This is a genomic window from Streptomyces sp. NPDC088794, from assembly GCF_044750545.1.
Lineage (GTDB): Bacteria > Actinomycetota > Actinomycetes > Streptomycetales > Streptomycetaceae > Streptomyces.
The window spans coordinates 1-20414 of the sequence record NZ_JBIVKB010000001.1; the positions used below are offsets into that span (position 1 = coordinate 1).

The following is a 20414-nucleotide window of genomic DNA, read 5'->3' on the forward strand; positions in this document are numbered from 1 at the left end:
CTGGCCTTCTCCGGCTTCGGCACCATCCTGGGCGCGGTCAACTTCATCACCACCATCATCTGCATGCGCGCGCCGGGCATGACCATGTTCCGCATGCCGATCTTCGTGTGGAACGTGCTGCTGACCGCGGTCCTGGTGCTGCTGGCCTTCCCGGTTCTCGCCGCCGCGCTGTTCGCGCTGGAGGCGGATCGGAAATTCGGGGCACATGTCTTCGACGCGGCCAATGGCGGGGCGTTGTTGTGGCAACACCTCTTCTGGTTCTTCGGCCATCCAGAGGTGTACATCATCGCGCTGCCGTTCTTCGGCATCATCTCCGAGGTCATCCCGGTCTTCTCCCGCAAGCCGATGTTCGGCTACATGGGCCTGATCGGCGCCACCATCGCCATCGCGGGTCTGTCCGTGACGGTGTGGGCGCACCACATGTACGTCACCGGCGGTGTGCTGCTGCCGTTCTTCTCCTTCATGACGTTCCTCATCGCCGTGCCGACGGGCGTGAAGTTCTTCAACTGGATCGGAACGATGTGGAAGGGATCGCTGTCCTTCGAGACCCCGATGCTCTGGGTCATGGGCTTCCTCGTGACGTTCGTCTTCGGCGGCCTGACCGGCGTGATGCTCGCGTCCCCACCCATCGACTTCCACGTCTCCGACAGCTACTTCGTGGTGGCCCACTTCCATTACGTCGTCTTCGGCACGGTGGTGTTCGCGATGTTCGCCGGCTTCCACTTCTGGTGGCCCAAGATGACCGGCAAGATGCTCGACGAGCGGCTCGGCAAGATCACGTTCTGGACGCTGTTCATCGGCTTCCACGGCACGTTCCTCGTCCAGCACTGGCTGGGCGCCGAAGGCATGCAGCGCAGGATTCCCGACTATCTCGCGGTGGAGGGCCTGACTACCCTCAACACCATCTCGACCATCTCCTCGTTCCTCCTCGGCTCGTCCCTCCTCCCCTTCTTCTACAACGTCTGGAAGACCGCCAAGTACGGGAAGAGGGTCGAGACCGACGACCCATGGGGCTATGGCCGTTCACTGGAGTGGGCCACGTCCTGCCCGCCCCCACGCCACAACTTCGTCTCACTCCCCCGCATCCGCAGTGAATCGCCCGCGTTCGACCTGCACCACCCCGAACACCAGCTGGCTGAGCGGGAGTTGACGGCGCCGTGACGGCTATGGACGAACAGCCCGTGGACACGAGGGCGTTCCTCAACGAGATCGAGGGTCACCTGCTCCTCGCCTCCGAACGCGAACAGGTGCACGCGACGGCAGCGCGTTTCACCGCATCGCTGGACTGGCTGACGGAGCATCAGCGGGCCGAGGTGACGCGGCGGTTCGAGGCAGAGCACCTCGCGCTCGTCCGCGCCTCCTGGCAGCACACCGCGGAGCGCGCCAGGGAGGTGCGGGGCGAGTACGAGGAGGTGTACCGCGACCTGCGACGCCGCCTGCTTGCCCGCTGGCTGCTGACGTGCGCCGCGGTCGCGGTCGTCCTGCTGCTCGTGTGCGGCTAGGCCGGTCCTACGACAGCGACCACTGCTGGTTGGTGCCGCCGTTGCAGGTCCACAGCACGAGTTGGCTGCCGTTGGCCGTGCCGCCGTTGTAGGCGTCCAAGCACAGCCCCGCGTTGACGTTGGTGATCGTGCCGTCCGAGTTGACGTTCCACTTCTGGTTGTTCTGGCCGTTGCAGTCCCAGATCACGACCTTGGTGCCGTTGGTGGTGCCGAGGTTGTAGGCGTCCAGGCACTTGTTGCCGTACACCACCAACTCCTTGCGGGAGGTGTACGACCACGACTGGTTCTGGCCACCGTTGCAGTCCCAGAGCTCGGACTGGGTGCCGTTGGTGATCGTGTTGTTGTAGATGTCCAGGCAACGGCCGGACTGGGCGCCGATGACCTGGGTGCCGTTGGCTCCCGGCAAGGGGCGGACGGTGATGTCGGCCAGGGTCGGGGCGCCGGTGAAGGTCAGGGTGTTCGCGGAGCCCTTCGCCAGGCCGACCTGGACGGAGATGGTGCCCTGCGTGGAGCCGGTGGGCGGGAAGGAGACCGCCGTCGTGCCCTGACCGTTGACCTTGAGGGTCGCGGTGCGGGCGGCGGACGTGTTGTTGGTGTAGGCGACGTCCACGGTCTTCACGCCGGTGCTGCCGGCGACCACGCCGGTGAAGCCGGCGGTGCCGGTGTAGGTGCTGCTCGCCGCCTCGGTGCCGCCGGTGACGGTGAGCAGCACCGAGCCGCCCGCCGGGACGCTGGTGGTGTAACCCGTGCCGTAGGTACCGACGTTGGCGCGCGCCCACAGGTCACGGACGGTCGCGCTCGCGTTGGTCAGGCCGAGGTCGGACCAGCGGACGGTGATGTTCTGGGCGGCGGAGGTGCGGTTGAGGAGGACGACGGCACGGTTGCCGGCGCCGCTGAGCACCTTGCCGTAGACCTGGAGTCCCGTCGTGTCCTCGGCGACCTTGACGCCCTGGAGTCCACGCGCGTCCTGGTCGACGGCGACGACCTCGGGGTTCTTGAGGATCCCGGCGGTCTCCGAGGTCATGGTGGTCAGGTCGTTGCCGGCCAGGAGGGGTGCGCCGGAGATCGCCCAGAGGTTCATGTGCGTGCGGTTCTGCGCGGCGGTGAAGCCGGTCATGCCGACCATCAGCATGTCCGGGTCGTTGTAGTAACCGGTGTGCTGGGCGGTCGGGTGCAGGGTCTGGTCGAAGTTGGACAGCAGGTTCGTCATCGACGGCGAGTTGCCGTAGTAGATGATGTCGGTGCTGGTCCGCCACATGGGGGCCAGGCCCGGCGACCAGTTCCAGGGGTTCTGGTAGCCCCAGTTGCAGATGGAGAGGGTGAGCGGGCGGCCGGTCGCGGCCGTCGCCTTCGTCACCGCGGAGCTGATCGACGTGTACGTCGATGCCGGGTCGAGGCCTTCCGCGTCGCCGCCGCACCAGTCGACCTTCACGAAGTCGAAGCCCCACTGGGAGAACTGCAGCATGTCCTGGTCGTAGTGGCCCTCGCTGCCGCTGCCCGGTGCCGCGGGGCGGCCCGTCGGGTAGTAGTAGCCGCAGCCGTCCTTGCCGGCGTCGGTGTAGATGCCGGCCTTGAGACCCTTGCTGTGGATGTAGTCGGCGATGGCGCTCATGCCGCCGGGCCACTCGCCGGTGTCGACGGTGATGTTGCCCGCGCTGTCGCGGGTGCCCTGCCACCAGCCTTCGTCGATGTTGATGTACTTGTACCCGGCCGCGGGCAGTCCGGCCGCCACGAACGCGTCGACCTGCTGCTTGATGACGTTGTAGTCGATCTTCGCGGCGAAGCTGTTCCAGGAGGCCCAGCCCATGGGGGCGGTGGGCACGGCTATCTGGCGGCTGGTCGCCGCCTGCGCCGGGGCAGGTCCGGCGAACAGCAGCGCGGCGGTCGCGGTCAGGGCGAGGACGAGCAGTCGGACGGCGGCGGCTCTGCACCGTCGGACGAGCCCTCTGCGGGTGGTGGGCGTCGGGGGGTTCATGCGGCTCCTTCGGCGGGGGTCCCGAAGACGGTCATGGACGGGCGGGGACGGTCACGATGATCGAGATGGCCAGGACAGTCGATATTTCGAACGTGGATCGGTGAACCGAACGCGTTGCGCGCCGAAAGTAGAGGCACGGAGAGAGGGAAGTCAACGGATGTGACAGGCGGGAGGGCGTGAAGTGGCCGTTGTTCTCGGGTCGTTGTCGCCGCGCGGCACACCGCGGGCCCATACTGACCGTCGTGCGGGTAGCGATCATGACGGCGGGCTCCCGGGGCGATGTGGCCCCCTACACCGGGCTCGGGTTCGGCCTCTCCCGGGCCGGGCACGAGGTCACCCTGGTCACGCACGCACGGTTCGAACCGCTGGTGGCGGGGTCGGGGGTCCGCTTCCACGCCCTGCCGGTGGACCCGCGGGCGGAGTTGGAGTCCTCGCGCGGGCGGGGGCTGCACGACAGCGCGACCGGCCTGGGGAAACTCACGCGCCTGGTCTCGATGGCGCGGGACGTGGTCGGGCGGATGGCCGACGACCTCGTGGTGGCCGCCCGGTCGAGCGACCTGCTGCTCCTGGCCCCCTCCGTGGCCCCGCTCGGGCACACCATCGCCGAGGGCCTGTCCCTGCCGAGCCTGGACGTCCCGCTCCAACCCCTCAGTCCCACAAGGGAGTTCGCACCACCGATGCTCAGCGCCCGGTCCTTGGGCGCCACGGGCAACCGGATCGCCGGTCATGGGGTGAACCTGGCCGTGCAGCAGGTCTTCGCCGGGACCCTGCCCGCCGTACGGGACCGGCTGGGACTGCCCCGCGTGCGCGCCGTCGCGGCGTGGCGGGCCCGTGAGCGACTGGCGCCGCCGGTCCTGCACGGCTTCAGTCCGCTGGTGGTGCCGCGACCGTCCGACTGGCGGGCGGGGCTCGACATCGCGGGCTACTGGTGGCCGTACGACGTCGATACCCAACTCCCGCCATCGGTACGGGACTTCCTCGACGCGGGTCCACCACCGGTGTACGTCGGACTGGGCAGCGCGACCGTGCCCGATCCCGAGCGGCTCAGCGCCGACGTCGTGCGCGCCCTGCGCCGGGCCGGACTGCGCGGGGTGATCCAGCGGGGCTGGAGCGGTCTGGAGGCGTCCGGCGACGACATGCTGACCGTCGACGAGGTCCCGCACTCCGCCCTGTTCCCGCGCATGGCCGCCGTGGTCCACCACGCGGGCGCGGGCACGACCGGCGCGGGCCTGCGGGCCGGGGTCCCCGCGGTACCGGTACCGATCCAGTTCGACGAGGCCTACTGGGCGGCGCGCCTGGTCCGGCTCGGAGTCGCTCCGTGTGCCGTGCCCCTGCGCCGCCTCACGACCGACTCGCTGGCCACTGCGCTCGAACGGGCAACGGGAGACACGGAGTTGGGGCGCCGGGCTGCGGAGTTGGGTGCGCGGATCCGGGCGGAGGACGGCGTGGCACCGGTGGTGAAGGCCGTCGAGAGGCTGGCCGGCTGAGGGGGTGGGCGCGCAGGTCGGACGGTCGGCTGAGGAAGCAGGCGCGCGGATCGGACGGTCGGCTGAGGGGTGAGCCGACAGGTCGGACGGTCGGCTGAGGAAGCAGGCGTGCGGATCGGACGGTCGGCTGAGGGGTGAGCCCTCGGGTCGGACGGTCGGCTATGCGTCCTTCGGGGACCAGCCCTCCGGCCGCAGAATCCCCAGCAACTGCCGGACCAGTTCGTCCACGACCTCGTCCAGGGTCGCGTCCAGCCATCCGGCGCTCCAGTCGTGGAGCACGCCGTTCACGCTGCCGATGAAGGCGGTCGCGGCGATGCGGTAGTCGCGCTGGGCCGCCTGGCCCCGGGCGGCGGACGCGTCGCACTCGGCACAGATCAGGTCCACCCAGCGGGCGCGACGGGCCAGGCGCTGCTCTTCGAGGCGGGGGCTGACGCCGATGATCTCGACGAAGGTGATGCGGATCCGGCGCGGATCGGCGCTGACGTTCCCGGCGTAGGCCCGGAACATCGCCGTGACGCGCTCGACGAGCGGGAGGTCGCGGGCCTCGGCGAACGCGGCCAGGACCGCCTCCTCGGCCCATCCGTTGACCTGGAGGTGCAGCGCGGCGAGCACGTCTTCGAGGGTGCGGAACTCCTCGTAGAACTGCCGCGTCGAGAGTCCCGCGGCCTCGCTGAGCGCCGCGACCGTGGTCGCGCGGTAGCCGGGTGTGTCGCCGAACAGGTCGAGGGCGGCGTCCAGGAATCTCCTGCGCCGTTCGGCCTGCCGTTCCGTGGCCGACTTGCCGCCGTAGCGTCCGGTCGGGGCTCTGAGCCTGCCCGCCACTGATTCCTCCCTCGCCGCCTGATACGACAGTTTGTCGCGTCATCGACCTCGGCGAGAAGAGCGCCCCCCTTCCTCGGCGTCCGCGCGCCCTTCCTCAGCGCTGCGGAAGGGCGCTCGGCGCCGCGGGCAGTTCCACCGTGATGCGGAGCCCGCCGGCGGAGCGCGGGACGAGGGTGAGTCGTCCGTCGTGTGCGAGCACGATGGTCTTGACGATCGCGAGGCCCAGGCCGACGCCGGCGTGGTCGGCGTGAATGCGCTTGGTGCCGCGCTGGAACGGCTCGGTGAGGGTCGAGACCAGTTGGGGGGTGAGGATCTCGCCGGTGTTCTCGACGGTGACCACGACGGTCCTGGGGCGGACCTCGGTGCTGACCCACACCGTGCCGTCCTCCGGCAGGTTGTGCACGATCGCGTTCTGCACGAGGTTCGTGATCAGTTGCAGCAGGAGCGCCTGCGATCCGATCGTGGGGGTGATGTCGCCGTCGGTCTCGATGGTGACGCCCTGCTTCTCCGCGAGAGGCAGCAGGGTTTCGGCGGCCTCTTCCGCCACAAGAGAGAGGTCTACGGGCTCTCGGGTGAAGGTCCGTTGGTTGGCGCGGGTGAGCAGGAGCAGTGCCTCGGTGAGGTCGATCGCCCGGGTGTTGACGGCGTGGAGACGTTCGATGATCTGGCCGTTGTCGTGATTCGGGTCGGTGCGGGCCAGGTCGATCAGTGACTTGGAGACGGCCAGCGGGGTCCGCAGTTCGTGGGAGGCGTTGGCGGCGAATCTCTGCTGTTCGGCGACGTGTGCCTCGAGCCGGGCGAGCATGGTGTCGAAGGCGTCGGCGAGTTCGCGGAACTCGTCCTTGCGGCCCGGCAGCCGGATCCGGTGGGAGAGCGAGCCGCTCGTGGCCGTGCGGGTGGCCTCCGTGATGCGGGTCAGCGGGGCGAGCATACGGCCGGCGAGGATCCAGCCTCCCACCAGACCGAAGAGCAGCAGGAACGCCAGGACCGCGGCCGCCCTCGGAGCGAAGACGCCCAGGAGGACGGACCGGATGGGGAAGACACCGTTCGGTCTGTCGTCCGGGTTCGTGAGCATCGCGCGATTGGGGACGTACCGCAGGAGGAACACCCACACGGCGGCGAGCAGCAGGACGCCGGCGACCATGAGGAATCCGGCGTAGCTGAGGGTGAGCTTGAGACGAGCGCTCATCCCGGGCGCCCTGTCCACGATCCCCTGCCCGTCTCGCTCCTGCCTGTCTCGCATGCCTTCGATGGTATGAGTCGGCGCATATCGTCGCCGTACCGAAAACCGCATACGCACCGGCAACACCGCGCTGCCTTGGCTGGAGGAATGTCCTACAGCGAAACAGTGCGCACCCCCGCGGGCGTGAACCTGACCGTCAGGCCGATCAGCGCGGCCGACCACTTGGCGTTCGTGCGGGCCCAGCGGTCGGTCAGCTTTCTGCAGACCCCGGCCTGGGGCCGCGTCAAGACCGAGTGGCGCAGCGAGTCCCTCGGCTGGCACGACCGCGGGCGGCTGGTCGGCGCCGGGCTCGTCCTGCACCGGCCGGTGCCCCGGCTCGACCGCTACACGCTGGCCTATCTGCCCGAGGGCCCGGTCATCGACTGGACCGGCGAGATCGATGTGTGGCTCGACCCGCTGGCCGCGTATCTCAAGGCGCACGGTGCGTTCGCGATCCGGCTCGGCCCGCCGGTGCGCACGAACACCTGGGGTGCCGCCCAGGTCAAGGAGGGCATGGCCGACCCGGGCATCGGGCGGCTGACCGAGATGTCCGGCGACTGGGCCGACCCGGTCGGCGCCCGCGTGGCGGGCCGGCTCCGGGACGCCGGCTGGCTGCCGCAGAGCCCGGAGGACGGCTTCGGGGTCGGGCATCCGCAGTTCAAGTACGAGATCCCGCTGGCCGGCAGATCCGAGGACGACGTACTCAGGGGCATGAACCAGCTCTGGCGCCGCAACATCAAGAAGGCGGCCAAGGAGGGGGTCGAGGTCACGGTCGGGGGCACTCTCGGGGGGACCCTCGGTCGGGACTTGAAGGCGTTCCACGATCTCTACGTCCACACCGCCGAACGCGACCGCTTCACGCCCCGCCCACTGCGCTACTTCGAGACCATGTTCCAGGCCCTGAGTACCGAGGATCCCGACCGGATCAAGCTCTACCTCGCCCACCACCAGGGCGACCTGGTCGCCGCCACCGTCCTGGTCCGCGTCGGTGGCCACGCCTGGTACTCCTACGGCGCCTCCTCCACCGAGAAGCGCGAGGTGCGCGGCTCCAACGCCTGCCAGTGGGCGATGATCCGCGACTCTCTCGCGGCCGGCTGCGATGTCTACGACCTGCGCGGCATCACCCCCACCCTCGACGCCGACGACCCGCATGTCGGGCTGATCCAGTTCAAGGTCGGCACGGGTGGCCGGGCGGTGCGGTACGTCGGCGAGTGGGACCTGCCGCTGCGGCCGCTGGTCTACCGGGCGTTCGACCTGTACATGAGGCGGCGCGGTCGCTGAGCGGTTCACGACGAACCGGCTGACCTAGTCCAGTATCGCCCGGCCCAACTACTCGAGCGCGGCGGCGACTTCATCGAAGCGCGCCCCGCGCGAGGCCTTGACGAGCACCAGATCACCGGCGGCGAGGTGTCGGCGCAGCCAGTCGACGGCCGCGTCGTTGTCGGCCAGCAGCACCGCCCGCTCCCCCGCGCCGTCGGCGATCGACCGGGCGCCCTCGCCGACCACGACCACCACATCGACCCGGGCGGCGGCGTACGCCCCGACGGCACGGTGTTCGGCCTCGCTCTCGTCGCCGAGTTCGAGCATCGCGCCGAGGACGGCGACACGGCGTCCGCCCTCGATCGCCGCCAGCGCGTCCAGGGCGGCGCGGGTCGAGTCGGGGTTGGCGTTGTAGGAGTCGTTGAGCAGGGTCGCGCCGCCGGCGAGGTCGCGCGGCTCCATGCGCCACTTGGAGAGCGCGGCGGTGGCGAGTGCGGTCGCGGCCACGTCGAGGGGCACGCCGGCCGCCAGCCCCGCCGCCGCGGCAGCCGACGCGTTGAGCGCCTGGTGGGCACCTACCAACGGCAGCACGACGTGAGCCGAGGCGTCGGCGGTCCGCAGGGTGAAGGACGGCCGGCCGAGCCGGTCCAGCGCCAGGTCGAGCACCCGCACATCGGCGTGCTCCGCCCGGCCGAAGGTCACCACCGGACCGTCGGTGAGCGAGCGCATCGCGGCCACGCGGGGATCGTCGGCGTTGAGGACGGCGGTACCGCCGGGCGCCAGTCCCCGCACCAACTCGCCCTTGGTCCTGGTGATGGCCGCGCGCGACCCGAACTCGCCGAGGTGGGCCTGACCGACATTGAGGACTACGGCGATGTCGGGCGCGACCAGACCGGTGAGCCGGGCGATGTCGCCGACGTGCCGGGCGCCCATCTCCAGGGCGAGGAACCGGGTGGCCGCGTCCGCGCGCAACATGGTGAGTGGCACGCCGAGTTCGTTGTTGAGCGAGCCGATGGTGGCGGTCGTCGGAGCGGTGCTCGACAGCACGGCCGACAGCAGATCCTTGGTGCCGGTCTTGCCCTGGGAGCCGGTCACCGCGACGACGGTCAGCCCGTCGCGCAGCCGGGCCACGACGTGGGCGGCGAGTGTCTGGAGCGCGGCCTGGGCGTCGTCGACCACGACGGTCGGCAGCGGTGTGGGCCGGGAGCCGAGCACGGCCACCGCGCCGGCCCGGCGGGCCTGGTCGACGTAGTCGTGGCCGTCGACGCGCTCGCCGGCGAAGGCGACGAAGAGGCCGCCCGGCCCGGCCTGCCGGCCGTCGAGCACGGCCGGCGCGGTGACCGTCACGGCTCCGTCGCCCTTGACCACACCACCGACGACCGCGGCGATCTCGCCGAGGCGGAGCGGGGTCATGACCGGGCTCCGATGGAGGCTGTTTCTTGGAAAGGCATGCCTCCAGTCAAGGCAGCGCGGTGTATCGCAGGCATATCGAAAACCCCATACATCCGGGCAACACCACGCCCCCTTGACTATGGGCATGACCGACAGCGACAGCGAACCGCCCCGTATCACCGTTTACGGGTGCGGCCCAGATGAAGCCGTCTTGTTCCGAGAGCTGGCGTCTCGCTTCGACATAACGCCGACCATCACCGACGCGCCGGTATCCCCGGCCACCATTGAACTGGCGTCCGGAAGCAGATGCATCAGCGTCGGCCACAAGACCCGCATCACCAACTCCACTCTTCGCGCACTTGGTCACGCCGGCGTGGAGTACATCTCTACCAGGAGTATCGGCTACAACCACCTCGACGTGGACTACGCGAGCGGCGTCGGCATTTCCGTGGGGAACGTCAGCTACTCGCCGGACAGCGTGGCCGACTACACCTTGATGCTCATGTTGATGGCGGTGCGCGACGCGAAATCCACCATCCGTCGCACGGACGTCCACGACTACCGACTGAGCGAACTGCGCGGGAGAGAGCTGCGCGACCTGACCGTCGGGGTGATCGGCACGGGCCGCATCGGCACGGCGGTCATGGACAGGCTTCGGGGTTTCGGCTGCCGAATCCTGGCCCATGACAATCGCCCCAGAACCGACGCCGATTACGTGCCGCTCGACGAATTGCTGAAGCTGAGCGACATGGTCACGCTCCACGCGCCGCTCACCTCGGAGACACGTCATCTGCTGGATCGGCAACGCATGGAGCAGATGAAGCACGGCGCACTGATCGTCAATACCGGACGTGGCGCACTCATCGATACCGAGGCCCTTGTAGAGGCATTGGAAAGCGGCAAGCTGGGCGGCGCTGCATTGGACGTCCTCGAAGGAGAGGAAGGAATATTCTACGCCGACCGCAGAGACGAACCCATCGACAGCAAACCGTTGTTGCGGCTCCAGAGTCTGCCGAATGTGCTGATCAGTCCGCACACCGCCTACTACACGGACCACGCCCTGAGCGACATGGTCGAGAACTCCCTCACCAACTGCCTCACATTCGAAAGCAGGAGTCAGCATGGCTAGGTTGAAGGTCGGCGTCATATTCGGGGGCGTCTCCGAAGAGCACCCCGTCTCCGTCAAGTCCGCGCAGGAGGTCGCGCGAAACCTCGACCTCGACAAGTACGAGCCGTTCTATGTCGGGATCACGAAGAGCGGCGCCTGGAAGCTCTGCGACGCCCCCGGCCCGGACTGGGAGGCCGGCAGGTGCCGCCCGGTTGTGCTCTCGCCGGACAGGAGCGTCCGCGGCCTGCTCGTCCTGGAGCAGGGGCGATACGAGACGATCGGCCTGGACCTCGTGCTGCCCGTCCTGCACGGCAAGCTCGGCGAGGACGGCGCGATGCAGGGGCTGCTGGAGCTCTCCGGCATCCCCTACGTCGGTTGCGATGTGCAGAGTTCAGCGTTGTGCATGGACAAGTCCCTCGCCTATCTCGTCGCCAGGAGCGCGGGAATCGCCACGCCGAATTTCTGGACCGTCATGGCGCACGAGAACATCGATCCCGACGGGCTCACCTATCCCGTCTTCGTGAAACCGGCCCGTTCGGGTTCGTCCTTCGGCGTCAGCAAGGTGTCCGGGAAAGAGGAACTGCTCAGCGCGGTGGAGACCGCACGGCGGTACGACGCGAAGGTCCTGATCGAAGAGGCCGTCGTCGGCAGCGAGATCGGGTGCGCCATCCTCGGGAGCGAGTTGGACCTGTTCGCCGGCGAGGTGGATCACATTTCCCTCTCGCACGGATTCTTCCGCATCCACCAGGAGGACGAGCCCGAAAGCGGCTCCGAGAACTCCACGCCGATCGTTCCCGCCGACATTCCGGCGGAGTCGCGTGCGCTCGTCCAGGAGACGGCGAAGTCCGTGTACCGCGCGCTGGGCTGTACGGGACTCTCTCGGGTCGACATGTTTCTCCGGGATGATGGAGAAGTCGTCCTCAACGAGGTCAACACCCTGCCCGGCCTCACCTCGTACAGCCGTTATCCGAGGATGATGGCGGCCGCGGGGTTGCCGCTTTCCGAGGTGATCGACCGGATGGTGTCGTTGGCGTTGACGGGGAAGATCCGATGACCGAGGATTTCGTCTTCGTGGACGAGGTGGTGTCCGGAATACGCTGGGACGCCAAGTACGCCACCTGGGACAACTTCACCGGCAAACCCGTGGACGGGTACCTGGCCAACCGGATCGTCGGCACGCGGGACGTGTGCGCGGCTCTGGAAAGGGCGCAGGAGCAGGCCGAATCCCTCGGCTTCGGCCTGCTCCTCTGGGACGGTTATCGTCCGCAACGCGCCGTGGACTCCTTTCTCCGGTGGTCCCGACAGCCGGAGAACGGCCGCACGAAGCGACGCCACTATCCGAACATCGACAGAGCCGGGATGTTCGACCTGGGATACGTGGCCACCAAATCGGGTCACAGCCGCGGCAGCACCGTCGACCTGACGCTGTTCCACCTGGATACCGCAGAACTGGTATCCATGGGCGGTGACCACGACCTGATGGATTCGATCTCGCATCACGGAGCAGAGGGAGTCACGGAGGCCGAAGCGGCGAACCGTCAGTATCTGTGCTCCATCATGGAAGCCTGCGGTTTTCGTTCCTACGCCTGCGAGTGGTGGCACTACACACTCGAATCCGAGCCTTTTCCGGACACCTATTTCGATTTCCCCGTCGCATAGGCCCGGGCAGCCAGTCACTGGGTGGCGTTGGCGAGGGCGGCGGCTTCGTCCTCGGTGTCGAACGGCAGGGAGACCAGCACCGGCCCGAAGATCTCCTCCCGTGCCACCTGCATGTCGGGCTTGACGTCGGTGAGCACGGTCGGCTGGATGTAGCGCCCCCGCTCGGGCACCCCGTCCTCGCACTTGTGTCCCCCGACGGCCGCGCGGGCACCCTCCTGCCGTGCGGTGGCGAGCATTCCGAGCACCTTGTCGAACTGCGGTGGAGTGACGATCGGGCCGAAGTGCTCGCCGGGCCGCTTGTCGCTCAGGATCGCGCCGATACGACGTACCAGCTCGTCCTGCACGCCGCGCTCGACCAGCAGCCGAGTGGTCGCGGAGCAGATCGGCCCGGAGTTGATCAGGACGGCCATCGCCGCCGCCCTCGCGGCAGCGTCGAGGTCGGCGTCGGCGAAGACCAACAGCAGGCTCTTGCCGCCCAGTTCGAGGGCGATCGGGATGACGCGCTCGGCGGCGATCCGGCCGACGGCCCGACCGGTGACGACCGAGCCGGTGAAGCTGATCCGGCGGACGAGGGGGTGCGAGACCAGCGGGGTGCCGACCGCGGGGCCGACTCCGGTGACGACGTTGAGGACACCGTCGGGCAGTCCGGCCTCGGCGGTGATCCGCCCCAGGGCCAGGGAGGTGGCGGAGGTGAATTCGCTCGGCTTGAGCACCCCCGCGTTGCCGGCCGCCAGCGCGGGGGCGATGCCTCGGCAGGCCTGGTTCAGGGGGGCGTTCCAGGGAGTGGCATCCTCGAGCACCGCCACCCGGCGGAGGCCGTGCGTACCGCCTACGCCACCGACGCGAGTCTCGCGTTCCTCCCGACTCCTTCGCCGCGACTCTTCAGCGCGCGATCACGATCTACCTGATGGGGCTGCTGGCCGATACCGACAGATGACCCCGACCCGGCCGACCCCGCCGGAGTCGACCGGTCGAGGGCCTGGCCGGGTCTTCGCCTTCCTCAGAACCTTTTCCCACTTCCCTTTCTCAGAACTTCGCCGCCGCCCAAGTCGCCAGCTCGGACTTCGCCGCGCTCAGCAGGGTGGCGGACGGTGCGGTCGCTCCGTTGGTCACCAGCGCGTAGTGCAGGACGCCGGAGTCGGAGTCGGTCAGCAGCAGCCGGCGGCTGCCGGTGCCGCCGGGCTCCGGGGCCACGCCGACCGGGGTCGACGAGGTGTAGGCGGGCGGCGCGTAGGCCGTACCCAGGTCGGAGACGACCGTGGTCGTCGCGGTCGGGAAGGACGCCGGGAGGTGCAGTTCGGTGGGTGCCGTGGCGCTGCCCGAGCGCCACACGAGCAGGCTGTACTGGCCGGATCCCACCAGCGAGGACACGTTCGGGAGTGAACTCGGTACGGGGTTCCAGGTCAGGGTCGTCGACCCGTCCCGGGAGCGGTCCTCGTAGGTGAACGCGGCCGTGGAGCCGGAGGTCGCGCTCGGGTAGATCCGGTCCAGGAGCCGGGCGTCCTGGCGCAGGGCCACCGTGCCGGAGTCGGTCATGTTGACGGCGGAGAGATCCTCGTCGTTCCAGGCGTCGCCGGACGTCAGCACCTTGTCGGGGTTGTCGTTCATCAGCTCGTGGTGGCGGCCGTTGTAGATGTCCCACTGCCACTGGGAACCGGACAGGACAGGACCGGAGTTCGCCGGGCTGGTCCACCAACTCGCCCCGGGGACACGGGAGTCCAGGGCCTGGTACATCGCCTTCAGGACCGTCGGCGCCTTGCCGGCGACCGTCCCGTTCAGGGGGTGCCCGAACTCACTGACGATCGCGGTGGTCCCGGCGGCCGAGGCGCGGTCGCGGATCGTGCCGAAGTCGGTCGCGTACTGGCCGTCGGAGGCGTTGCCCCACATGAGGATGCCGGAGATGGCCTTCTGGTCGTAGAAGTGGGTGTTGAAGACGTAGCGCGAGCCGAGCGTGCCCGCGTCCAGCAGGCCGCCCTCCTGCTTCTGGGAGTCGATGTTGGAGTTCCAGAAGAGGTTCGGCTCGACGAAGGCGGGCTTGGACTGCCAGCCGGCCGCGTCCATCCGGGCCCGGAACTTCTGGTAGAAGGGCCACAGCAGGCTCGCTTCCCAGGTCCGGGAGGCCTGGCCGGAGTCGTAGGTGCCGGCGAACGGCTCGTTGTACGGGTCGAAGCCGACGACGCCCGCGAACTCGGCGGTGGTGAGGTGCTGCGCGAGGTAGGTCATCGTGGACTGCGCCGTGGCCAGGAAGGCGTCCTGGAGGCCGTAGTTGTTGTGCCAGAAGTCGTACTGCCCCTTGGTCACGGCCGCGTTCTGGGTGATGTTCTGCCCCCAGAAGAAGCAGATCCCGCAGTACTCCTGCGGGTAACTGCCCAGGTCCACCGCCCACTTGGGGGCTCCGTCACCCGTGTACCAGCTGCCCGTGTTGAACAGGTACCGGGAGTAGAGGTCCTGGTGGAAGTCGGGGTAGACGCGGATGCCGGTGTCGAGGAAGGCCTGCATCTGCGCGGTCGCGGCGGCCAGATAGGCCGTGTCCACCTGACCGCGGACGGGCTCGGCGTAGGCCCAGGACAGCAGGAAGCGGACCGCGTTGCCGCCGCCGAGGGCGCGCAGCGCGGTCGCCGACTTCTTGGCGTCGGCCACCGAGGCGAAGGGCAGGCCGTTGTTCTCGTCCAGCTTGGTCTCGCCGGAGACGTTGTAGCCGCGCAGCACCACCTCGCGGCCGGTGGCGTCGACGAAGCGGCCGTTCGACACGATGAGGGTCGTGCCGTCGAACGAGAGGGAGTCGGGGACGGTGGCGGCGGTGGCGGGCGAGGCACCCACCACCGTCAGGAATCCACAGAGGACAACCAGAACCACGAGCAGACGAGCCCGGATATTCGGCATGTCCACTACAGTCCGGGGATTTCCCGACACCGTCAATACTTCTGACTCTTGAGTAAGTTTCAGGATTTTCGGACCTGTTTCGCCCCAGTCACCTCAACTCCCGACTCGTCGGGTCATGTTCAACAGGTACTCCCGGCGATCGAGGGGGTTGTGGTCGGTACGCGACCGGGTCGGCACCGTGCCGTACGTGATCGGCGCGTAGTGGTCGAAGGCGCTCTCCAACTCGCCCTCACCGCGCGTGAGTCCGGGGATCCGCCGGCCCAGTTCGTGCACCCGGCCGGCCGGTACCGCGCCCGTCAGCACACAGACGCCGCCGCGCGTCTCGGTGCTCTCCGGCACGGCCCGCAGCGAGGTCAGCACCGGCAGCAACGCGCCCAGGGTGTCCGCCGGGGCCTCGACACGGAACGCGTGCATCGGCTCGTACACCCGCGTCCCCGCCCGCCGCAGGGCCTCGACCAGGACGAGCGGGGTCAGCCCCCGGAAGTCGTACCCGGTGCTGGACATGCTCTTGTCGAAGCCCTGGTGGGCGTGGCTCTGCCGGGGCGAGTAGCCGCAGTGGGTCATGGTGACCGTGCAGTCCGGGATCCGCCAGCCGCACAGGCCCTGTCCGAGGGTCTCGCGGACGGTGTCCTCGACGGCCTTGAAGAAGGCGTACGGCATGGAGCCCAGCTCCACCTCGAGGCGGAAGTCGACGCCGGAGCCGGTCGGGGCGGGGTCGACGCGCAGGCCGACGGTGGCCAGGAAGGGGTTGTCGTCCTTCTTGTTGCACTCGACCGCCGTGCCGGAGCCGGCCGGTCGCTCGACGCAGATGGTGGTGGTCTCCCGGAAGGTGACGTCGAGGCCGTACTCGTCGGCGAGCGTCGCCTGGATGACCTCCTTCTGCACCTCGCCGTAGAGCGACACGGACAGCTCGCGGCGCACTTCGTCGTGGCGCAGGTCGATCAGCGGGTCCTGTTCGGCGAGTTGACCGAGGGCGAGGTGGAGCTTCCCGCGGTCCGTGTCCGCGCCCGGGACGACGACCGTCTCCAGGGTCGGCGGAGCGAAGAAGTGCCCCTGGGTGCCCCGGGGTTCACCGATCGTGTCGCCGATCCGTACGTCGGACAGACCCCACAGCCGGGCGATGCGCCCGGCGGGGACGGCGTCGTCGCGGACGTCGGTGCCGTGGTCGAAGACGGTGATCGCGGTGACCCTGCCCTCCTTGCGGGCCGCGTCCTCCGTCCCGGCCGCACCGAAGGGGACGCGGTCGCGGGTGCGCAGGGTGCCCTCGAAGATCCGGGCGTACGCCACCTTCTCCCCCGCCGGGCCCCGCTCGACCTTGAACACCGTGCCGGAGACCGGCCCTTCGGCGTCCCCGTCGGCCGACGGCAGCAACTCCCCGATCCCGGCGACCAGTTCAGGGACGCCCGCGCCGGTGATCGCGGACCCGAAGTACACCGGATGGACCTGCGCCCGACGAGTGAGGCTGACGAGTGCCGCGTGGAGACGGTCGTGGGAGAGGGTGCCGTCGGCGTACGCGGACAGGACGTCGTCGTCCTGGGACGCGAGGACGTCGAGCGCGCTCGGAGCGAGCCCCGGCGTGAAGTGGGCACCGGGTGTGCCGAGCCCCTCGGCCGTGCCCATGGGCACGATCGCCGGTGTGAGCCGGTCGGCGATCTCGCGCAGCAGACCGTCCTGGCGGGCCCCGCGGCGGTCGATCTTGTTCACGAACAGCAGGGTCGGGATGCCCAGCCGCCGCAGTGTCCGCATCAGGACGCGCGTCTGCGCCTGGACGCCTTCGACGGCCGAGACGACGAGCACGGCGCCGTCGAGCACGCCGAGCACGCGCTCCACCTCGGCGATGAAGTCCGGGTGGCCGGGGGTGTCGATGAGGTTGACCGTCACGTCGTCGATCTGGAAGGAGACGACGGCGGACTTGATGGTGATCCCGCGCCGGCGCTCCAGCGCGAGGGTGTCGGTACGGGTGTTCCCGTCGTCGACGCTGCCGATCTCGTCGATCACGCCGACGGTGTGCAGCAGCCGTTCGGTCAGGCTGGTCTTACCTGCGTCGACGTGCGCGAGGATGCCGAGGTTGAGCAAGTGCACGAAGCGTCATGTCCTTTGGATAGGGGGTGCTTCCTTCCTGGGTGGACATGAACGGTGCGCGCATCTCAGCTCCTCGGATCCTTCGGTAGGGGTGCCTGAGCAGTGCAGCAGACCGGCGCCCGCGATGCCAACGGATTAACCGGGAGCGTGATGATGCGAAGCGTGGTGATACGGAGTCGCTCGTGGCCCGGATGCGACGCTTGACCTCACCGTCGGCACACCGGCTGACCTGGGCCTGTCTTAAGGAGCGGAGCGTGCGTGACATCCTCCCGCGGTTGAGCGAGTGGTATGCGGACCGGGTGCCGTTCGGCCTCGCGACCGTCGTCGCCGTCAGCCGCAGCACGCCGCGCGATCCCGGCGCGGCCATGGCGGTCGGGCCCGGCGACGAGGTCGTGGGGAGCGTGTCCGGCGGCTGTGTCGAGGGAGCCGTCTTCGAGCTCGCCCAGGAGGTGGTGGCGAGCGGCGAGGCACGGCTCGAGACCTTCGGGTACAGCGACGAGGACGCGTTCGCGGTCGGGCTCACCTGCGGCGGCGAGATCACGCTGCTGGTCCGGCCCGTCACCGCGGAGACCGATCCGACGTTCCCGGCGGTCGCGGAGGCCGTCGCCGCCGGCCGTCCGGTGACCGTCGCGACGGTGGTCGACGGACCCGCGCCGCGCGGGGCCACCCTCGTGGTCGGCACCGACGGGGTCTCGGGCACGCTGGAGTCGGCCGGTCTGGACTTCGCCGTCGCCGCCGACTCCCGGGGCGAACTCGCCCTGGGCGCAACGGGGTTGCGGCACTACGGGCCGCACGGTGAGCGTCGCGAGGACACGGTCGCCGTCTTCCTGCACTCCTTCGCCCCACCGCCCCGCATGCTGGTCTTCGGCGCGATCGACTACGCGGCCGCTGTCGCCCGCATCGGCGGCTTCCTCGGCTACCGCGTCACCGTGTGCGACGCCCGCCCGGTCTTCGCCACGCCGAAACGCTTCCCGGCGGGCGTCGAGGTGGTCGTCGACTGGCCCCACCGCTACCTCCACAGCACCGACACCGACGAGCGCACGGTCATCTGCGTGCTGACCCACGACCCCAAGTTCGACGTGCCGCTGCTGACGGAGGCGCTGCGCCGGCCGGCCGCCTACATCGGAGCGATGGGCAGCCGCCGTACCCATGACGACCGTACGCGGCACCTGGTCGACGCCGGCCTCACGGACGCCGAACTGTCCCGGCTGCGCTCCCCCGTCGGACTCGACCTCGGGGCGCGTACGCCCGAGGAGGTCGCGGTGTCCGTCGCGGCCGAGATCATCGCCCGGCGCTGGGGCGGCAGCGGCTCGCCGCTGTCGGCCACGGCGGGGAAGATCCATCCGTCACCGTAGGCGGGGCACGGCTGCTGTCGTCCGCACAAAGGCGACGGCGAGCCTGACCTGGTCGGACACCGTCAGGCCCCGGTCTCCCGGTAGTCCGCCAGGATTCGCTCCAGGTGGTTCAGCGCCGCCTTGGTCCGGGCCGGGTGGTCCCGGAAGAAGGGGTCGTCCGGTACGGGGAGCGAACCCGCGAGCGCCCAGCCGCGGCCCCGCGCCCAGGTGGCATCGTCGGCGCCGACCGCCTCGCGGAAGACGTCCCGGGCCCGGGCGGGCAGGAACTTCCAGGCGGGCACCAGGTCCACCGCGGGGTCGGCCACGGCCAGCGTCCCGAAGTCGATGACGGCGCTGAGCCGGCCGTCCCTGGTCAGGAGGTTGCCCGCGTCGAGGTCGCCGTGGATCCACACCGGGGCCCGGTCCCAGGCGGGCGCGGCGAGGGCGGCCTCCCAGACCTCCGTCAGGGCGTCGGTGTCGACCAGCCCGGTCGTCCGCAGCTTCTCGATCTTGGGCCGGACGCGTGCCTCGACGGCGATGGAGTCGCGCGGGTCGCCCATCGGGACCCCGCGGAAGGCGTTGCTGGCCTCGGGGCCGGGTCCGTCGGTGGCGTCGGCGGCTTGCAGTGCGCGCAGGAATCCGGCCAGGTCGAGGGCGGTCCGGACGGGGTCGGCGAGGTTCTCGTCGGTCGCCGTCTCGCCCTCCAGCCAGCGGTACACGGACCACGGGTAGGGGTAGCCCTCGCCGGGCCCGCCCCTCGCGACCGGTTCGGAGACGGTCAGCGGCAACTGCGGGGCGAGGCGGGGCAGCCAGCGGTGCTCGCGCTCGACCTGGCCGACCCAGTGGGCGTACCGCGGCAGCCGTACGGACAGGTCGTCGCCGAGCCGGAAGGTCGCGTTGTCCATGCCGGACAGCGGAACCGGGGCTACGGGCAGGTCCGCCCAGTGCGGGAACTGGGCGGCGAGCAGACGGCGTACGAGCGGGGCATCGATCAGCATGCCGTCCATCTCAGCCGGGCGGTGGTCGCAGCTCCAGCGAATTACCCGGCACCGGTGGGGCTACCTCGGCGGCAGGCGGTGCAGTTCCAGGTCGGTGAGCCGGCCGTCGGCGACCGTGGCGGTCATGTACGTGCAGTGCGGCTGGCGTCGGCGGTCGGTCGGGGAGCCGGGGTTGAGCAGGCGCAGGCCGGTGGTGGCGGTGGTGTCCCAGGGGATGTGGCTGTGCCCGAAGACGAGCACGTCGAGGTCGGGGAACCGTGCGGCGCAGCGCGCCTCCCGGCCCTGGGCGGCGCCCGTCTCGTGCACGACGCCGAAGCGCAGGCCGCCGAGTTCGGCGTACGCCACCTCGGGCAGCCGGGCGCGCAGGGGCGGCCCGTCGTTGTTGCCGTACACGCCGACGACTCGGCGGGAGCGGTCCTCCAGCAGATCGAGGGTGGCGGTGTCGACCCAGTCCCCGGCGTGCAACACGACGTCCGCGCGCGGGAGTTCGGCGAGCAGCGGCGCGGGCAGTTCCTTGGCGCGCTTGGGGAGGTGGGTGTCGGACATGAGGAGGAGGCGCACGGGGTCAGCCTAGGGAGGGCGGCGGAAGTCCGCTCGGCCGGCTCGACGGAGGTCTGCGCTCGACGGAGGTCTGCGCTCGACAAGGTCTACAGTTGAAACTGTTCAGTCTGGGCTGGACAGTTTCCGGAT

At 69.7% G+C, this 20414-nt stretch carries 17 protein-coding genes; 8 read left to right on the top strand and 9 right to left on the bottom strand.

Going from position 1 to position 20414, the window contains the following annotated elements; all coding sequences use genetic code 11:
• Nucleotides 1–1161, top strand: a 1161-nt coding sequence (locus tag ACIP6U_RS00005; protein WP_401710496.1) for a cbb3-type cytochrome c oxidase subunit I, incomplete at its 5' end; no start/stop codon positions are given.
• A gap of 5 nt (nucleotides 1162–1166) precedes the next feature.
• On the top strand, nucleotides 1167–1502 hold the full coding sequence (locus tag ACIP6U_RS00010) for a hypothetical protein (protein ID WP_401712831.1): 336 nt from the start codon (nucleotides 1167–1169) through the stop codon (nucleotides 1500–1502).
• 7 nt (nucleotides 1503–1509) lie between these two features.
• On the opposite strand, the gene ACIP6U_RS00015 is transcribed toward ACIP6U_RS00010, so the two are convergent.
• Nucleotides 1510–3477 carry a ricin-type beta-trefoil lectin domain protein gene (locus ACIP6U_RS00015; RefSeq protein ID WP_401710499.1) on the bottom strand — a complete coding sequence of 656 codons (1968 nt, stop codon included), beginning with the start codon at nucleotides 3475–3477 and terminating at the stop codon, nucleotides 1510–1512.
• 257 nt (nucleotides 3478–3734) lie between these two features.
• Between ACIP6U_RS00015 and ACIP6U_RS00020 the strand changes: the two genes are divergently transcribed.
• Nucleotides 3735–4964: a glycosyltransferase gene (locus ACIP6U_RS00020; RefSeq protein WP_401712834.1), complete on the top strand. Its 1230-nt coding sequence runs from the start codon at nucleotides 3735–3737 to the stop codon at nucleotides 4962–4964.
• A 159-nt stretch (nucleotides 4965–5123) separates the two neighbouring features.
• Here the strand turns inward: ACIP6U_RS00020 and ACIP6U_RS00025 are convergent, their stop codons facing one another.
• Together ACIP6U_RS00025 and ACIP6U_RS00030 are read right to left on the bottom strand one after the other, a co-directional pair.
• On the bottom strand, nucleotides 5124–5786 hold the full coding sequence (locus ACIP6U_RS00025; RefSeq protein ID WP_401710502.1) for a TetR/AcrR family transcriptional regulator: 663 nt from the start codon (nucleotides 5784–5786) through the stop codon (nucleotides 5124–5126).
• Nucleotides 5787–5880: 94 nt separating this feature from the next.
• Nucleotides 5881–6975: a sensor histidine kinase gene (locus tag ACIP6U_RS00030; protein WP_401712837.1), complete on the bottom strand. Its 1095-nt coding sequence runs from the start codon at nucleotides 6973–6975 to the stop codon at nucleotides 5881–5883.
• 141 nt (nucleotides 6976–7116) lie between these two features.
• On the opposite strand from ACIP6U_RS00030, the gene ACIP6U_RS00035 reads away from it, so the two are divergent.
• Nucleotides 7117–8289: a lipid II:glycine glycyltransferase FemX gene (locus ACIP6U_RS00035; RefSeq protein WP_401710505.1), complete on the top strand. Its 1173-nt coding sequence runs from the start codon at nucleotides 7117–7119 to the stop codon at nucleotides 8287–8289.
• A 48-nt stretch (nucleotides 8290–8337) separates the two neighbouring features.
• Here the strand turns inward: ACIP6U_RS00035 and murF are convergent, their stop codons facing one another.
• On the bottom strand, nucleotides 8338–9681 hold the full coding sequence (murF, locus tag ACIP6U_RS00040) for a UDP-N-acetylmuramoyl-tripeptide--D-alanyl-D-alanine ligase (protein ID WP_401710508.1): 1344 nt from the start codon (nucleotides 9679–9681) through the stop codon (nucleotides 8338–8340).
• Between the two features lie 124 nt (nucleotides 9682–9805).
• Between murF and ACIP6U_RS00045 the strand changes: the two genes are divergently transcribed.
• The 3 genes from ACIP6U_RS00045 to vanX are packed head-to-tail and all read left to right on the top strand — an operon-like array spanning nucleotide 9806 to nucleotide 12427.
• Entirely contained in the window at nucleotides 9806–10789 is a 984-nt protein-coding gene (locus ACIP6U_RS00045) for a D-isomer specific 2-hydroxyacid dehydrogenase family protein (RefSeq protein ID WP_401710511.1), read from the top strand.
• Nucleotides 10782–11822, top strand: coding sequence for a D-alanine--(R)-lactate ligase VanA-Sc (vanA-Sc, locus tag ACIP6U_RS00050; RefSeq protein WP_401710514.1), 1041 nt, complete (start codon nucleotides 10782–10784; stop codon nucleotides 11820–11822). Before ACIP6U_RS00045 ends, vanA-Sc begins: the two co-directional genes overlap by 8 nt.
• Nucleotides 11819–12427: a D-Ala-D-Ala dipeptidase VanX gene (gene vanX / locus ACIP6U_RS00055; RefSeq protein WP_401710516.1), complete on the top strand. Its 609-nt coding sequence runs from the start codon at nucleotides 11819–11821 to the stop codon at nucleotides 12425–12427. The genes vanA-Sc and vanX overlap by 4 nt, the downstream gene beginning before the upstream one ends.
• A gap of 14 nt (nucleotides 12428–12441) precedes the next feature.
• On the opposite strand, the gene ACIP6U_RS00060 is transcribed toward vanX, so the two are convergent.
• The 3 genes from ACIP6U_RS00060 to ACIP6U_RS00070 all read right to left on the bottom strand — a co-directional run bounded on the left by ACIP6U_RS00060 (nucleotide 12442) and on the right by ACIP6U_RS00070 (nucleotide 17392).
• On the bottom strand, nucleotides 12442–13233 hold the full coding sequence (locus tag ACIP6U_RS00060; RefSeq protein ID WP_401710518.1) for an aldehyde dehydrogenase family protein: 792 nt from the start codon (nucleotides 13231–13233) through the stop codon (nucleotides 12442–12444).
• A gap of 220 nt (nucleotides 13234–13453) precedes the next feature.
• Nucleotides 13454–15310, bottom strand: coding sequence for an endoglycosylceramidase (locus ACIP6U_RS00065; protein ID WP_401710521.1), 1857 nt, complete (start codon nucleotides 15308–15310; stop codon nucleotides 13454–13456).
• Between the two features lie 93 nt (nucleotides 15311–15403).
• The gene (locus ACIP6U_RS00070) at nucleotides 15404–17392 is read right to left on the bottom strand and encodes a GTP-binding protein (protein ID WP_401710524.1); all 1989 of its coding nucleotides are present in this window, start codon (nucleotides 17390–17392) and stop codon (nucleotides 15404–15406) included.
• Nucleotides 17393–17646: 254 nt separating this feature from the next.
• Here ACIP6U_RS00070 and ACIP6U_RS00075 point away from each other — a divergent pair, with 254 nt between their 5' ends.
• Complete coding sequence (locus ACIP6U_RS00075; protein ID WP_401710527.1) at nucleotides 17647–18747, top strand: XdhC family protein; 1101 nt, start codon at nucleotides 17647–17649, stop codon at nucleotides 18745–18747.
• 62 nt (nucleotides 18748–18809) lie between these two features.
• Here ACIP6U_RS00075 and ACIP6U_RS00080 read toward each other — a convergent pair whose 3' ends face one another.
• Complete coding sequence (locus ACIP6U_RS00080; RefSeq protein ID WP_401710529.1) at nucleotides 18810–19724, bottom strand: aminoglycoside phosphotransferase family protein; 915 nt, start codon at nucleotides 19722–19724, stop codon at nucleotides 18810–18812.
• Nucleotides 19725–19784: 60 nt separating this feature from the next.
• Nucleotides 19785–20285: a metallophosphoesterase family protein gene (locus tag ACIP6U_RS00085; RefSeq protein ID WP_401710532.1), complete on the bottom strand. Its 501-nt coding sequence runs from the start codon at nucleotides 20283–20285 to the stop codon at nucleotides 19785–19787.
• Nucleotides 20286–20414: the final 129 nt, after the last annotated feature.